General features: G+C 71.8%; 12 protein-coding genes. 3 read left to right on the forward strand and 9 right to left on the reverse strand.

What is annotated here, in order from left to right:
- Window positions 1-64 precede the first annotated feature (64 nt).
- The 9 genes from IE263_RS21820 to IE263_RS21860 all read right to left on the reverse strand — a co-directional run bounded on the left by IE263_RS21820 (window position 65) and on the right by IE263_RS21860 (window position 9,965).
- Entirely contained in the window at window positions 65-2,647 is a 2,583-nt protein-coding gene (locus IE263_RS21820; protein ID WP_189939196.1) for a polynucleotide kinase-phosphatase, read from the reverse strand.
- Entirely contained in the window at window positions 2,644-4,128 is a 1,485-nt protein-coding gene (locus IE263_RS21825) for a 3' terminal RNA ribose 2'-O-methyltransferase Hen1 (RefSeq protein WP_189939198.1), read from the reverse strand. Before IE263_RS21825 ends, IE263_RS21820 begins: the two co-directional genes overlap by 4 nt.
- A 109-nt stretch (window positions 4,129-4,237) precedes the next feature.
- The gene (locus tag IE263_RS21830) at window positions 4,238-5,161 is read right to left on the reverse strand and encodes a DUF4232 domain-containing protein (protein ID WP_189939200.1); all 924 of its coding nucleotides are present in this window, start codon (window positions 5,159-5,161) and stop codon (window positions 4,238-4,240) included.
- Window positions 5,162-5,294: 133 nt separating this feature from the next.
- Complete coding sequence (locus tag IE263_RS21835) at window positions 5,295-6,218, reverse strand: LLM class F420-dependent oxidoreductase (protein WP_189939201.1); 924 nt, start codon at window positions 6,216-6,218, stop codon at window positions 5,295-5,297.
- Window positions 6,219-6,437: 219 nt separating this feature from the next.
- Window positions 6,438-6,899 carry a DUF6099 family protein gene (locus IE263_RS21840; protein ID WP_189939557.1) on the reverse strand — a complete coding sequence of 154 codons (462 nt, stop codon included), beginning with the start codon at window positions 6,897-6,899 and terminating at the stop codon, window positions 6,438-6,440.
- Between the two features lie 242 nt (window positions 6,900-7,141).
- A complete protein-coding gene (locus IE263_RS21845) occupies window positions 7,142-7,468 on the reverse strand; it encodes a nucleotide pyrophosphohydrolase (protein WP_189939203.1) in 327 nt (108 codons plus the stop codon).
- A complete protein-coding gene (locus tag IE263_RS21850; protein ID WP_189939204.1) occupies window positions 7,465-8,670 on the reverse strand; it encodes an AAA family ATPase in 1,206 nt (401 codons plus the stop codon). The genes IE263_RS21845 and IE263_RS21850 overlap by 4 nt, the downstream gene beginning before the upstream one ends.
- A gap of 126 nt (window positions 8,671-8,796) precedes the next feature.
- Complete coding sequence (locus IE263_RS21855) at window positions 8,797-9,186, reverse strand: cell division protein SepF (RefSeq protein WP_189939206.1); 390 nt, start codon at window positions 9,184-9,186, stop codon at window positions 8,797-8,799.
- A gap of 263 nt (window positions 9,187-9,449) precedes the next feature.
- Window positions 9,450-9,965 carry a YceI family protein gene (locus IE263_RS21860; RefSeq protein WP_189939208.1) on the reverse strand — a complete coding sequence of 172 codons (516 nt, stop codon included), beginning with the start codon at window positions 9,963-9,965 and terminating at the stop codon, window positions 9,450-9,452.
- A 110-nt stretch (window positions 9,966-10,075) separates the two neighbouring features.
- Here IE263_RS21860 and IE263_RS21865 point away from each other — a divergent pair, with 110 nt between their 5' ends.
- The 3 genes from IE263_RS21865 to IE263_RS21875 all read left to right on the forward strand — a co-directional run bounded on the left by IE263_RS21865 (window position 10,076) and on the right by IE263_RS21875 (window position 14,998).
- Window positions 10,076-10,567: a MarR family winged helix-turn-helix transcriptional regulator gene (locus IE263_RS21865; RefSeq protein WP_189939210.1), complete on the forward strand. Its 492-nt coding sequence runs from the start codon at window positions 10,076-10,078 to the stop codon at window positions 10,565-10,567.
- 99 nt (window positions 10,568-10,666) lie between these two features.
- Complete coding sequence (locus tag IE263_RS21870) at window positions 10,667-12,175, forward strand: hypothetical protein (RefSeq protein ID WP_189939212.1); 1,509 nt, start codon at window positions 10,667-10,669, stop codon at window positions 12,173-12,175.
- A gap of 42 nt (window positions 12,176-12,217) precedes the next feature.
- Window positions 12,218-14,998, forward strand: coding sequence for a P-loop NTPase fold protein (locus tag IE263_RS21875; RefSeq protein WP_189939214.1), 2,781 nt, complete (start codon window positions 12,218-12,220; stop codon window positions 14,996-14,998).
- The last annotated feature ends 142 nt before the right edge of the window (window positions 14,999-15,140 follow it).

Genomic DNA, 15,140 nt, shown 5'->3' on the forward strand with positions numbered 1-15,140 from the left:
GCGCCCTGGCCATCGACAGGACCTGCCGGGGCCCCGCGCCGAACAGGCGCGGGGCCCCGGGGCCTCACAGCCGCGGGTCCACCGGCTCCGACTCCAGCGCCAGCACTCCGAACACCGCCTCGTGCACGCGCCACAGGGGCTCGCCCTCGGCCAGGCGGTCCAGGGCCTCCAGGCCGAGGACGTACTCGCGGATCGCGAGGGAGCGCTTGTGGTTCAGGTAGCGTCCGCGCAGACGGGCGAGGTTGTCGGGGCGCGTGTACTCCGGGCCGTAGATGATCCGCAGGTACTCGCGGCCCCGGCACTTGATGCCGGGCTGGACCAGGCGGCCCTCCGTGCTGCGCACCACCGCGCCGAGCGGCTTGACGACCATGCCCTCGCCGCCTCGGCCGGTCATCTCCAGCCACCAGTCGACGCCGGCCTGCACCGACTCGGGGTCGGCCGTGTCGACGTACAGGCGCCGGGTCGTCTGGAGCAGGCCGGTGGAGTCGTGCTCCACCAGGCGGTCGAGGAGGGACAGCTGCTGGTCGTGGGGCAGGGCCGCGAGGCTGCGGCCCTGGACCGCCAGGATCTGGAACGGCGCCAGGCGGACGCCCTCCAGCCCCTCCGTCGTCCAGCAGTAGCGCCGGTACGCCTCCGTGAACGCGGCCGCGTCCGAGGCCCGCTCACGCTGGCGGGACAGGAGGTCCGAGACGTCGACGCCCCGGGCCGCCGCGCCCTCCAGCGCGGTCAGCGCGCCCGGGAAGACCGCGCCGGACGCGGCGCCGACGGCCGCGTACTGCGAGCGCAACAGCCCGGACGCCTTCAGCGACCACGGCATCAGTTCGGCGTCGAGCAGCAGCCAGTCCGTGTCCAGTTCCGACCAGAGGCCCGCCTCGCCCACCGCCGTCCGTACCCGGCCGAGGATCTCCTCCGTCACCGACTCGTCGTCGAAGAAGGGGCGGCCCGTGCGGGTGTACAGCGACCCCGTCGGGCCGTCCACACCGAACCGCTTGCGCGCCGCCTCCGCGTCCCGGCACACCAGGACCACCGCCCGCGAACCCATGTGCTTCTCCTCGCACACGACCCGCTCGACACCGTCCTGCGCGTACTGCGCGAAGGCCTCCGCCGGGTGCTCCAGAAAGTGTTCCTCAGCGGCTCCGCCGCGGGCCTCGACACGGCTGGTCGCCGTCGGCGCCATGGTCGGCGGGAGGTACGGCAGCAGCCGTGGGTCGACGGCGAAGCGGCTCATGACCTCCAGGGCCGCGGCCGCGTTCTCCTCACGGATCGAGATCCGGGCCTGGCCCTCGTACCGGGTCTCGACGATCCGTCGGCCGTGCACGTCCGCCAGGTCCAGCGGCCGCCCGTCGTGCCCGCCGGGCGCCTCGGAGCGCAGCGGCTTGGCCGGCTCGTACCAGACCCGCTCGGCCGGTACGTCGACCAGCTCCCGCTCCGGCCAGCGCAGCGCGGTCAGCTTGCCGCCGAAGACGGCGCCGGTGTCCAGGCAGATGGTGTTGTTCAGCCAGGTGGCCTCCGGGACGGGGGTGTGGCCGTAGACGACCGCGGCCCGGCCCCGGTAGTCCTCCGCCCACGGGTAGCGCACCGGCAGCCCGAACTCGTCGGTCTCGCCGGTGGTGTCGCCGTACAGCGCGTGCGAGCGGACGCGGCCGGAGGTGCGGCCGTGGTACTTCTCCGGCAGACCGGCGTGACAGACGACGAGACGTCCGCCGTCGAGGACGTAGTGGCTGACGAGTCCGTCGAGGAACTCCCGCACCTCGGCCAGGAACTCCTCGCTCTCGCCCGCCATCTGCTCGATGGTCTCGGCGAGGCCGTGGGTGTGCTGGACCTTGCGGCCGCGCAGGTGACGGCCGTACTTGTTCTCGTGGTTGCCGGGGACGCACAGCGCGTTGCCCGACTTCACCATCGCCATCACGCGGCGCAGCACGCCCGGGCTGTCCGGGCCGCGGTCGACGAGGTCGCCGACGAAGACGGCCTGGCGCCCGTCCGGGTGGACGCCGTCGACGTATCCCAACTTGCCGAGCAGGGCCTCGAGTTCGGAGGCGCAGCCGTGGATGTCGCCGATGATGTCGAAGGGGCCGGTGAGGTGGGTCAGGTCGTTGAAGCGCTTCTCGGTGACGACGGTGGCGTGCTCGACGTCCTCGACTCCGCGCAGGATGTGGACCTTGCGGAAGCCCTCGCGCTCCAGGTGCCGGAGGGACCTGCGGAGTTCGCGGGTGTGGCGCTGGATGACCCGGCGCGGCATGTCGGCGCGGTCGGTGCGGCCCGCGTTGCGCTGGGCGCACACCTCCTCCGGGACGTCCAGCACGATCGCTATGGGAAGCACGTCGTACTGCCTGGCCAGGTCGATCAGCTGGCGGCGGGCGTCCGGCTGCACGCTGGTCGCGTCGACGACCGTGCGCCGGCCGGCCGCGAGCCGCTTGCCCGCGATGTAGTGCAGGACGTCGAAGGCGTCCCGGGTGGCGCTCTGGTCGTTCTCGTCGTCGGAGACGAGGCCGCGGCAGAAGTCGGAGGAGATGACCTCGGTCGGCTTGAAGTGCCGACGGGCGAAGGTGGACTTGCCCGAGCCGGACGCGCCGATCAGCACGACGAGGGAGAGGTCGGTGACGGGCAGGACACGGCCCTGCTTCGGGGACTCCTGGGTCTCGGTCATGCTGCCTTCGCCTCCTTCTCGTTCGGGTTCTTGCCGTCGGCCGCGCTCATCACGAAAACGGCCATCTGGGTGGGCGGTCCCACTTCGGGGTCGTCGGGTCCCACGGGCCGGAACTCGACCTCGTAGCCGTGTCGTTCGGCCACCGTGGCCGCCCAGGCGCGGAACTCCTCGCGGGTCCATTCGAAGCGGTGGTCACCGTGCCGGACGTGGCCGGCCGGGAGGCTCTCCCAGCGGACGTTGTACTCGACGTTCGGGGTGGTCACCAGGACCGTGCGCGGGCGGGCCGAGCCGAACACCGCGTACTCCAGGGCGGGCAGCCGGGGCAGGTCGAGGTGCTCGATCACCTCGCTGAGCACGGCCGCGTCGTAGCCCTTGAGCCGGGTGTCGGTGTAGGCGAGCGACCCCTGCAGGAGCTTGACGCGGGAGGCCTGGCGCTCGCCCATGCGGTCCAGCTTCAGCCGGCGGGACGCGATGGTGAGCGCGCGCATCGACACGTCGACGCCGACGATCTCGGTGAACCGCACGTCCTTCAGCAGCGCCTGCACCAACTGACCCTGCCCGCAGCCGAGGTCGAGCACCCGGGTGGCGCCGGACTCCTGCAGGGCCGCGACGATCGCGTCCCGGCGCTGTACGGCGAGCGGGGTCGGCTTCTCCTCCGTCTCGGCCTCCGCCTCGACCGCGTTGTCGATCTCCTCGACCTCGCTGTCGTCGGCCTCGGCCAGCCGCACCAGCTCCAGCCGCTCCATCGCCTGCCGGGTCAGCGACCAGCGGCGCGAGAGGTAACGGCTGGTGATCAGCTTCTGCTCGGGGTGCTCGGGAAGCCAGCCCTCGCCGACGCGCAGCAGCTTGTCGACCTCGTCGGGGGCGACCCAGTAGTGCTTGGCGTCGTCGAGGACGGGCAGCAGGACGTACAGGTGCCGCAGGGCCTCGGCGAGGGTCAGCGTCTCCGACTCCAGCACGAGGTGCACGTACCGCGAGTCCCCCCACTCCGGGAACTCGGTGTCCAGCGCGACCGGTTCGACGGTCACCGTCCAGCCGAGCGGCTCGAAGAGATTCCGTACGAGGTCGGGGCCGCCGCGGGCGGGCAGCGCGGGGACCTCGACGCGCAGCGGCAGCGGCTCGGTGGCACGCTCGGGGCGGGCGGTGCACACGCCCCGCATCGCGCTGGAGAAGACGTTGCTCAGCGCGACCGCGAGCAGCGAGGAGGCCGCGTACGGGCGGTCGTTGACGTACTGCGCGAGCGCCGCGTCGGGAGCGCCCCCGCGGCCCTTGCCCTTGCCGCGTCTCACCAGCGCCACGGCATCCACCTCCAGCAGGAGCGCCGCCGTGCAGCGCTGCGCGTCCGCCTCGGGATAGAGGACGTGCGCCTTGCCGTAGGAGGTGGAGAACGCCTGCGCCTTGTCGGGATGCTTGTGCAGCAGGTAGCCCAGGTCGGTGGCGGGGCGTTCGTGGGTGCCGGTGGTGCTGATGGTCAGGAACACGGTGGGTTGCCTCGGAAGGGTTCGGAAGGAGCGAAAGCGCTGGTCGTGCGCCTACGCGTGCCCCCCAACGTACAGAGAACGGTCCGGGGACACCCGGGATTTTCCCGCGCTACTCCTCCGCCCGCTTCCACGGCCTGACCCCTAGCTTTCCGGTGGTGCCGAGGTCGAGGTGGGGCGTCACGGTCACCGGGTCGGCACCGGCCTTCGCGCGGACCCGGACGTACGGGACGTTCACGGGCGTGCCGAAGTCGGTGATGTTGCGCCACACCAGGCTCGCTGTGGCCTTCTCGCCGGGCTTCAGGGTGACCGGCCGGGGCGGCTCGTCGGGCCCGGTGGCGGTGGTGATCTCGCCGCTGCCCTGGAGGATTCTCACGCCGTCGACCGGTTCGCGTGCGTCGTCCAGCAGCTCCAGCAGCGGGTAGCCGTTGACGGTGTAGTCGTCCGTCCCGCAGTTCTCCAGGTGCAGTCCGACGACGCGCAGGCCCATGGCGGCGTCGCCCTGGTCGGCCGTGACGCGGATCCCGGAGGACGGGCACTCACCGGCCGCGGTGGGTGACTCGTCCGCGGGGACCTTGGTGACCTCCGCCACCTCGGCCCGCGTCACCGGCGACGCTCCCGGCGCCAGAACGCCCAGGCGGACGGTGCCCCGCACGGTCTTGCCGGGTCCGACGGCGCGCACGGTCTCGCGCTGGTTGCTCATGACCTCGCCGGCATCGGTCGTGAAGTTGAAGAGGACCGTGTAGGTCAGCGTCTCGGTGCCCTGGTTGGTGACCTCGTAAGCGGCGGAGATCCCGGAGTCGGTGGGGAGGGCGTCGACGACGACCGAGGTGGTGCGCGAGGGGGAGGGGGAGGGTGACGGGATGGTCACCGAGGTGATCCGTACGCCGTCGATGCCCGGGTCGGTGACCTGGGTGCGGTTCGGCGGACCGGCGGCGCCGGGGCCGCTGTTCTGCGTGCCGGCACGCTCCGAGCCGCACGCCGTGAGCAGCAGGCAGGCGGCGAGGGCCAGGAGGAGGGGGGCGGATCTACGCATCCGGTCACCTCATCAGGCACCCGCCTCAACGACCGTGACGGAAGCCACAGTTCCGGTCACAGGCGTGTCACAGGTGGTGCGGCGCCTCGGGCCCGGACAACGATGTCCGGGCCCGGACGCGCCCGACGTCGTACTACGACAGCTGCGACTGCACCTGCGTGGAGATCAGCTCCAGATGGTCCAGGTCGTGCAGGTCGAGGGTCTGGAGGTAGATCCGGCGGGAACCGATCTCGGCGTAGCGGCCGATCTTGTCGACGACCTCGGCGGGGGTGCCGGCCAGGCCGTTGCGCTTCAGTTCGTCGACCTCGCGGCCGATCGCGGCGGCGCGGCGGGCGACCTCCTGGTCGTCCTTGCCGACGCAGACCACGAGGACGTTGGAGTACGTGATCGCGTCGGCCGGGCGGCCGGCCTCCTCGGCGGCGGCCCGTACCCGGCCGAACTGCCGCTCGCTGTCCTCGATCGAGCCGAACGGCATGTTGAACTCGTCGGCGAACCGCGCGGCCAGCCGCGGTGTGCGGCTCGCGCCGTGGCCGCCGATCAGCACGGGGATCTTCTCCTGGGCGGGCTTGGGCAGCGCGGGCGAGTCCTTGAGCTCGTAGTACTCGCCCTGGAAGTCGAAGGTCTTGCCGGTGTCCGTGCCCCACAGGCCGGTGACGATCTCCAGCTGCTCCTCCAGCCGCCCGAACTTCTCCTTGGGGAAGGGGATGCCGTACGCCGTGTGCTCCTCCTCGAACCAGCCCGCGCCCAGGCCGAGTTCGACGCGGCCGCCGGACATCTGGTCCACCTGCGCGACCTGGATGGCGAGGACGCCGGGCAGCCGGAAGGTGGCGGCGGTCATCAGCGTGCCGAGGCGTATGCGACTGGTCTCGCGCGCCAGGCCGGCGAGGGTGATCCAGGCGTCGGTGGGGCCGGGGAGGCCGTCCACGTCGCCCATCTTCAGATAATGATCGGAGCGGAAGAACGCGTCGAATCCGAGGTCCTCGGTGGCCTTCGCCACGGTGAGGAGGGTGTCGTAGGTGGCGCCCTGCTGGGGCTCGGTGAAGATGCGAAGATCCATGCCCTCCATCCTGCACGAGGGCTCCGCCGGCCCCACCGGTCCCCCTGTCACCCTCCGCCGAAGAGGTGCGGTGGGCTGAGTCCCGCCGTTCCGGGGGCTGCCGCCCCCAGACCCCTGCTTCGATCCTGAACGGGCCTCGTCCTCGAACTCCCCCAGAGGGGGTGCCCCCAGACGGGCTGATTCGACCGGCCCGCGCTCGCCAGGCACCGGTCGGCAACCTCACCTCTCCCGCAACGCCCCCTCCCGCGCCGCCAGCTTCCGCAGCATCTCCAGGACCCGGTCTCTGGACTCGTCCGCCGCGTCGATGGCCTCCATGCACTGCCAGTACGTGCCCTCGTCGTCCGCCGCGCTGGCGAGGCCGACGAGGGCGATGCCGACCTCGCCGAGCAGGTCATCGAGGCCGAGCAGGGCCTCGCGGGCGTCGTCCAGTTCGGTGAGCTGGGCGGCGCGCAGGTCGCCGGGGTCGAGGTCCGGCGCGTCCAGCACACCGCAGCCTCTGCCCGCCAGCTCGGTCAATCCCAGGGCCTCACCGCGCAGTTCGGGCGGACCCGAGACCGCGAGCCGGCTTCCGATCGCCTGTGCCAGGGCCTGTGCCTGCCACACCTCCGTCAGTGTCCGAGGCCCGTCGTCGCTGCTTGCGAGAGCACGCCTGCTCGTCAGGATGAGCCGCACCGCGTCCATGCGCCGCCCCCGTCCGTCCCGACGTGCTCCTCGCACGTCCGTCGCTCGAACTCCCTTGTCCACTACCCAGAGTGAGGGTCGATGGGGCGAAAAGCCAGAGGAAGACGGAAATCTGTGGACAACAAATCGGTTTCGGACGCTCAAACAACTCCGGAGAGTGATATCGGAGGGCGGGGTTCCCACGGCGCCGGCGGGCGCCCCGGCGCAGGGGGTTCCCGTGGCACCGGCGGGGGTCCCGGCGCTCACGGCGCAGGGAACCTCCGCTCGTTGCGGTCGATCTTCGCGTCCAGCGCCGCCAGCGGATCGATCCCGAGCACCTCGCACAGTTGCAGCAGATACGCGAGCACGTCGGCGACCTCGTCCGTCACGCGGTGGGCGGTGTCGGGGTCGTCCATCACACGGGCCGACTCCTCCGGGGTCAACCACTGGAAGATCTCGACGAGTTCGGAGGCCTCCACACTGAGCGCGGAGACGAGGTTCTTGGGGGTGTGGTACGGCTGCCAGTTCCGCGCGGCCGCGAACTCGGCCAGCCTGCGCTGCAGCTTCGCCACGTCGAGGTGTTCTGTCACGCGTCCAGGTGTACCACCGTGACCCCGTCGGTCCCGGCGGCCCAGGAGGCGTCGCTCACCGCCCCGACGCAGCGGATGTGCCCGCGCCCGCCCATCCGGACCGCGAGCCGCAGCAGCTCGTCGCGCTGCCGTACGTCCAGCGCGCGGTCGAAGCCGTCGGCGAGGACGGTGAGGGCACGCATCGCGTCGGGCACCTCGCCGGGTGGGTCGACGTCCAGGACGCCGGGGCCGGTCAGCAGCACCAGGGTGAGCGCGAGGTAGCGCAGTTCGCCGTCGCCGAGGCGGGCCAGCTCGGTGCGCGGGCCGGCACCCCGGTCGAGCAGGGCGCGGACGGTGCCGTCGCCGAGGGGTTCGGCGAGCACGTCGGTCACGGGTCCGGCGCAGCCGGCCCGCAGGGCGGCGACGAGCTGCGCGTGCCGCCGGGTGCACTCCGCGCGGGTGCGCCAGAGCACGTCGGCGAGGTTGTCGCAGCCGCCGAGCAGCCGGCCGGAGCCGCAGGGCACGGGAGCGCGCATCCGCTCGGGCCGCGGATCGCAGGCGAACACGGAGCACAGGGCCACCAGCATCTGTTCGGCGGCGGCGAGCACCTGCCGCTGCCCGTCGGTCCGGCCGGCCACGCGCAGCGGCAGCAGCGCGGTGCCCAGGCGGTCGTCGGGGAGCGGGGCGCGGGTGACCGGCGCCGAACCGGCGGTGTGCCAGGCGGCCTGCACCGTGCGCCGGCCCGGATCGCGCAGGGCCGTCTCCAGCAGCACGAGCCCGCCCGCGCTCAGCCGCTCCCCCACGATGCGCAGCTCGGGTTCGGCCTGGACGGCGACGTCGAGCCGGACCGGTCCCGCGGGACCGTCGGCCGTGCAGCCGATACGGAAGCCCCGGCGACGCTGGGCGTCGGGCCGCGCCCACTGCGGCACACACGCGACCGGATCCGGGAACACCTCGGCGAGCCCGGCCCCGCCACCGAGCCGCGCCAGCGCCTCGTACGCCCGCAACGCGGTGGTCTTGCCACTGCCGCTGGCCCCGGCGAAGAGGGTGACCGGCCCCAGCGGGAACCCGGCCCGCCGATGCCCGGCGAAGGCGGACAGCCGCAACTCGGTGAGACACGGGCGGTGGGGGCTCGGTCGGAGAGCGGGTCCGGGTGGTTCCTCGACGGACACGGCGGACACGGCGGGGGACAAGGACGCGGGGGAAGGGGGCGGCACGGCCATGTGCGGACCGTAGGACTCCGCCGTGACGGCGAACCGTTCCGCCCTCGGGAGCTTCCTACGAACGGGCGACGGTGGGAGTGGACGGGGGGCGCCCGCCGGGACACCCCTGGCCACGGGCGGCCCGGGTCACACCCCCGGAACCTCCGCTCCCTCCATGATCCCGCTCACCTCGGTGCCGGGCGGGGTCAGCAGGAACACGTTCCGGTCGACCCGGTGCATGCCGCTGGCCAGGCCGAAGACGACGCCTGTGGAGAAGTCCAGGACGCGCTTGGCGACCTCGGTCTCCGCGCCGGTGAGGTCCAGGAGGACCGGGATGCCCGCCATCAGGGTCTCGGCGACCTCACGGGCGTCGGCGAAGACGTTGACCCGGAGGACGACGAACCGGCGGCGGGTCTCCGTCTCCGCGTCCGGCAGCGCGCGATGGCCCACCGCCGAAGGCCAGGCGTCACGGCCGCGCAACGGAACGACCTGGGCGAGCCCTTCCCACTGTTCATCGGTGACGTCGTAACGGTTCACCGGCTCCCCCCGAACTGACTCGCACTCGATGCCTGCACCAGCCAATTCTTACGCCATGTCACCCGTTCGGCCCAACAACGACACGGTCCGCGACCGCCCCAGGTGTCACACGAAGGCTCCTGACCGGCCCCACAACGGAGTCCTCACCTCCGTCGGCACCCCGCTCACCAGGCCGGATGCACGTTGGCTGCCGAGCACGGAAATTTCGCTGTCGAGCGCGGACAGGGGGAGCACTCTGCGCCGACAGCTGAACCGGTGGGCGGTCAGCTCACGGAGCGGGTGAAGCGGAGCGTCGTGGTGATCGTGGTGAGGCCGCGCATCATCCCCAGCTGGTTCCAGTCCATGCCGAACTGGGCGCGGTCCACGGAGAACTCGGCGTCGAGCGTGAGGGCGTCGGCGTCGGCGCCCACGAGGCGCGCGGTGAAGGACAGGGGCCTGCTGATGCCGCGCGCGGTCAGCTGACCGACGACGTGTACGGCGTCGCCGTCACGGAGCTCGGCACTGCGGGCCGCGAAGGTGATCTCGGGGTGGTGGTCGACGTCGAAGAAGTCGGCGCCGCGCAGGTGCGTGTCCCGCTTGGCGTTCCCGGTGTCCACGGAGGCGACGTCCAGGGTCAGCGTGCCGACCGCGGACCCGTCGGGCCGCACCTCGCCCTGACCGCTGACCGCGGCGAAGGTGCCCTTGACGGTGACCAGGCCCCACATCGTCTTGTGCTTCAGGGCGACGGTGGAGGCGTGCGCGTCGAGCTGCCACAGCCCGGTTTCCACGGCGACAGTCATGATCGTTCTCCTGCGACGAGTGCTTCAAATTTGGATGACTTCACGCTAGCGGGTCATCCAAATCTGAACAAGCCCCTCATTCAAATTTGGACAACAGGTACACTCGAGCCATGGCCGACCCCGACGAGCACGCCCCCGACCTGCCCGAATGCCCGTCCGCACAGGGCACCGGCCTGCTGCCCGACGAGCTGCGCGCCTGGATGCTGCTGCTGGCGGCGACCGGGGCGGTGGAGCAGCGGCTGCGGGCGGTCGTGAAGGAGCGGCTCGACGTCTCGCACGACGAGTTCCTGGTGCTGTGCCTGCTGGCGGAGCAGCCCCGGGAGGGCCTTCGGATGACCCGCATCGCGGAGCTCCTGGGCCGCCCCAAGACCCGCCTCACCTACCAGATCGCCTGCCTCCAGCACGCCGGCCTCGTCACCCGCAAGTCGGTGTGCGGGGACAAGCGAGGCGTCGAGGTCGCCCTCACCGACAAGGCCCGCCGCCTCCTGCGGGACGCGTCCGAGGCACTGGCGACAACGGTCACCGAGGCACTGGCCCACGTCATGGGACCGGACCAGCGGAATGCCGTGTGCGGGCTGCTGCCGGACCTGGCCGGCGATTGAGGCGGCTCCGGCCTCGGCCCCCGGACTGTCAGTGGCCACCCTCATGATGGGGGGTGCTGAGGCGTGGCGGGGACTTGGAGGGGGGACGCGGTGCAAGCAATGACGTCGGCCGAACTGCAGGACTTGTTCGGCCTGTCGAGCAGCGTCTGGGAGGAGATCAGCTCGGCCCCCGGCATGGTCGAGCCGCTCGATCCGAAGTACACGGGCGACGTCACCAAGTGGGAGGGGCAGGCGTTCGCCCGATGGCTGGCCCGTGCCCACCCCGCGCTGGCCGGTGAAGTCCCCGTGCTGCTGCGTCCGGGGGTCGCCGAAGAGTTCCACTACCTCGGCGGGCGCTACGCCACAGCGGACGAGATCGGGCCCGGCCGGGAGCATTTCGCCGGACTGTGGCGGACCGAGGCGGGAGTCGTGGCGATCACCTATCCCCGCTCCCACACCTACGCTCCGCGCGACGTCCTGGAGTTCCACGAGCAGGCCACGACCCTCGTGGTCGTCCGGCATGACTACGACCTCTACGGGCCCGCGCTGGAGGCCGTGGACCGCGCCCGCCCCGACACCCTGTACGAGCCGCGGTGGTCGGAGGCCGCGGCGCACATCGGTGCCCAAGTCCCCTGGTGGCCCTCGGAATTGCGCAGACCGGACCATATGACGTCCTGGCGGCCCGGCGACTCGCCCGTACCCGTCGAGGTCGTCACCCAGCCCTCCTGGGAGCCCCTCTACGAACTGGCCCGGAACGAGCCGAAGGACTCCCCCGTACGCGGCGCGTGCTTCACCATCGGACACGAGATGCGGGCCCGGGCCGCCGACTGGGCCGAGCACGAGGTGGCCGAACTCCTCGAACCGGCGGGCAGGTTCCGTGGGACCGTCAGTGCCCGGGCCGAGGCGGAGCGGGCGGCGATCGTCCTGCCGGGAGTCCCGGACACCGATGATCGCGGCCGGTCCGAGGTTGTGTCGTCGGACGTCGTGGCCCGAGGCCTGGCCGAGCTGTGCGGGCGCACCGACCACCGCGCGCTGGAGTGCCTGGAAGAGATCAGCATGTGGAGCGAGGCGGACCTGCCGTTCGGCGGCACCTTCAGCCTCACCCGCTCCCGGGTCTCGCGCACCGGCGCGGAGTGGATCAACCGGCTGCGTCCGGTCGAACCGACCGCCTTCCACAACCTCTTCATCGGAGACGGCGACACCCCGGTCGGGACGTTCGTCGACCCCGTCACCGGAAGTCCCGTCGTCGCCTTCAAGGGCAGGTTCGTGTTCGGCGCCAGCCGCGAGATCAGTTATCTCGGACGTGCCCCCAAAAGACTGCCGGCCGGTTCCGTCCTCAAGGAGGTCATCCTCGAGGAACCGATCTGGGTGCGCACCACGGACGGGGTCCTGTATCCGGCGCCCAGCATGGACGCGCCCGGACTGTCCTGGGGATACAGCGGGTCGGGGCCCGGGACGCTCGCCCAGTGCGTGGGCCGGCTGCTCGACGACGGAGCCGCCCACGCGGTCACCTACGGCTCACGGCTGGATGCCGAACCCGGGCTCGAGGCCCTCTTCAGCGTCAAGCACAAACGAGGCACACGATTCCCCCGGAGAGCGCTGGAACGCGCTCGCGCCTCGTCGTCCTGACGTAGGACCCGTCCCCCACTCCTGAAAGCAGGTCGCCCCACCATGCCGCGACGCCGGACCCCGCCCTGGCAGGTCGCCGGTCTCTTCCGGTACGCACGAGAGGCTGCGGCCTACGAGGCCGCGGTCGACGTCTGTCTGGCCGACCCGGCTACCGCACGGCGCCTGGGCAAGAGGCCCCAGGCCACCGCGGAGAACGTCCGCGTGGCCATGCTGGCGGAAGCGAACGTGCGGCGTGCCCTGGAGCCGTGCCAGGAGAACCAGCGGCACTTCCGTCACGCGCTGCGGCGGCACGAGACCACCCGCGACAGGGTCGACTACCTCCACGACCCGCCGGCCCCGGAGACCGTCGTCCTCGCCCTGCTGTCGCTGGGCCTGCTGGTGTCTCTCGTCGCGGCCCCGTGGACCTACGTCGGCGTCCTCGCGCTGATGACGGCCGGGGCCGGTCTCGCCGTCCGGCGGCACCCGCTGTGGAGCATGCACGTGCGGCACAACGTGAGCGAACTCGGCCTGAAGGCCGTCCTCTTCGTGCGGGAGCGGCAGGCGGAGGCCGCGGACCGACGCTGGCGGCTCGATCTCCAACTCCGGGGCGTGGGCCCGTTGATGCAGCGGGTCGTCGAGGCGCTCCTGGGCGACGATCCCGACTCCCTGCTGCTGCCGGACGACTACGAGGGGCTGCGCTCGCCGCGGAACCGGCAGTACGTGATCGACAACGAGGCGGCCCGCCGCCTGGCCCGCAAGGTCGCCCAGCGCGAGGGCGGGACCATCGCGGTCAGCGGGCCGCGCGGGGCGGGAAAGTCGACGCTGCTGGAGAGCTGCGCCGAGGAGGCCGACCTGGCCGTCGTCGTCCAGGCGCCCGCGACCTACTCCCCGTACGAGTTCCTGCTGTCGCTGTTCGTCACGGTCTGCGAGACCTACCTGACCGAGCACGGTTCACCGGTCCCCGATGTGGCGCGTCTGTCCGGGTTGCACAGAGCCGTGCGGCGCCTCGTTCCGCTGGCCGGGCGCGTAACGCGGTACCTCGGTTTCGCGCTGGCGGCGGGCGCGCTCGTCGTCCTCGGGCTGTCCGCGTCACTGCGCGCGGTCGCAGGACGCTACGACGATCCCGTGCTGCTGCGCGCCCGGGAACTCTGGAGCGACCTGACCGGCACCGCGGCCGCGGTCTGGCGCGGGGAGAGTGTGGGTGCGGCCCTCGTGGCGGCCCTCATCGGCCTCGTGCTCTGGTGGATGCGCCGACCGACAGGGCTGGGGACGGAGGTGCGGGCCGTGTGGCCGGACTTCTGCAGCCTCAGCGGTTTCCTGCTGGTCCTCGGGGCTCCGGTCTCCCTGCTCTTCGACTCCGACGTCCACCGGCACGCACGCGACCTGCTTCACCAATCGCCCGGCGAGCTCGCTCTCCTCCTGGGGCTCGGGCTCCTCCTCGCTCTGCTGTTCCTGGCGCCGGACGTCGAGTGGACGGTCGGGGGTGTCACCGTCGTCATCAACCGGTACCTGCAGGCCGGTGTTGGTGGCATGCTCGCGTTCGGTCTGCTGCCGCTCCTCATGAGCGCACCGTCACGGGCCGTCGCGACCGACGCGGGGAACCCGCTCCGTCTCGCCTGTCTCCTCCTCGGCGTCCTGCTGATCAGGGCCCGCTCATGGACCGTCCCGCAGCCGGAACCGCCGCTCGTCACCGAGTGCCGCGACCAGCTCTACCGGCTGCAGACGGTGCAGACCTCCTCCGCCGCCGTCACCACCGGACTGCCCCAACTGCTGACCGCGCACACGACTTCGCTGTCCACCGTGCCCCCCACCATGCCGAAGCTGGTCTCCGACTTCCGCGACCTGCTGACGGACATCGCCAAGGAGCGGTACGCCCGCAAGGGCCGTGTCGTCATCGCCATAGACGAGGTGGACCGGCTGGGCTCGGACGCCGAGGCGCTGGCGTTCCTCGGCGAGATCAAGGCCATCCTGGGCGTGCCGCATGTCCACTACCTCATCTCGGTGGCCGAGGACGTGGGTGCCTCCTTCGTCCGCCGCGGTCTGCCGCACCGCGGGGTGACCGACAGTTCCCTGGACGACATCGTGCACGTCCAGCCCTGCACGCTCGCGGAATCCAAGGCCATCCTCGAACAGCGCACACAGGGACTGCGGGAGCCCTACACCCTGCTGGTGCACGGCCTGTCGGGAGGGCTCCCCCGCGACCTCATCCGCTACGGGCTGCGCATCATGGAGATCGAGGACAAGACGCGGTTCTACGAACTCACCGACATCTCCCGGCAGATGATCCTGGAGGAACTCGCGGAGACACTCGCCGGCTTCCGCACGCTGCTCGCCAAGCAGCAGTGGACGGCCGAGACGAGCCCCGTGCTCCTGTCGTTCCGCAGCCTCATGGGCCATCTCCAGTACCTCTGCCCCTGTCCGTCCGCCGATCTGACCAGGGCGCTGCACCACGTCGCCTTCTACGACCTGGACCAGCAGTTGGGGCCCGCGGCGGCCCAGGTCCCGGAACCGACCCGTCTCCTGATCGACGAGGCCGCGACGTACGTCCTCTTCTCGCTGACCCTGCTGGACATCTTCGGACGTCCGGATCTCGCCCGGCGCCGGGCGGAAGCGGCCCGGCGCAGTCCGGACGGGAACCCGGACCTGCTGGCGCAGGCACGGCAGGAGCTGGAGGTCTCGCCGTACAGCGCGCGCCCTCTCATCGCCGCGGTCAGAGCGTCCTGGGCCCTCCCCGACCGGCCCTCCAGCAGCACGCTCACCACGATCCCGCGGCCCCGCAGCTCTCCCTGCCCGGTGCACAGCGGCCCGGCGGGGGTGGGGGATACCGGGGCGGGCGACGGCTGAGTCGGAGCCGACCAACGCGGGCGACGGCGGGGACAGACGGGCAACGGCCGCTGAGCGACTACAGAGCCGGTGTCTGCTTTCTTCATGCCGAGCCGGCCCGTGCCGGCGACGTCCTGCTCGTAGGCCGACAGCGGCGAATGCC

Origin of the sequence: Streptomyces aurantiogriseus, assembly GCF_014649375.1 — a bacterium.
Taxonomy (GTDB): Bacteria; Actinomycetota; Actinomycetes; order Streptomycetales; family Streptomycetaceae; genus Streptomyces; species Streptomyces aurantiogriseus.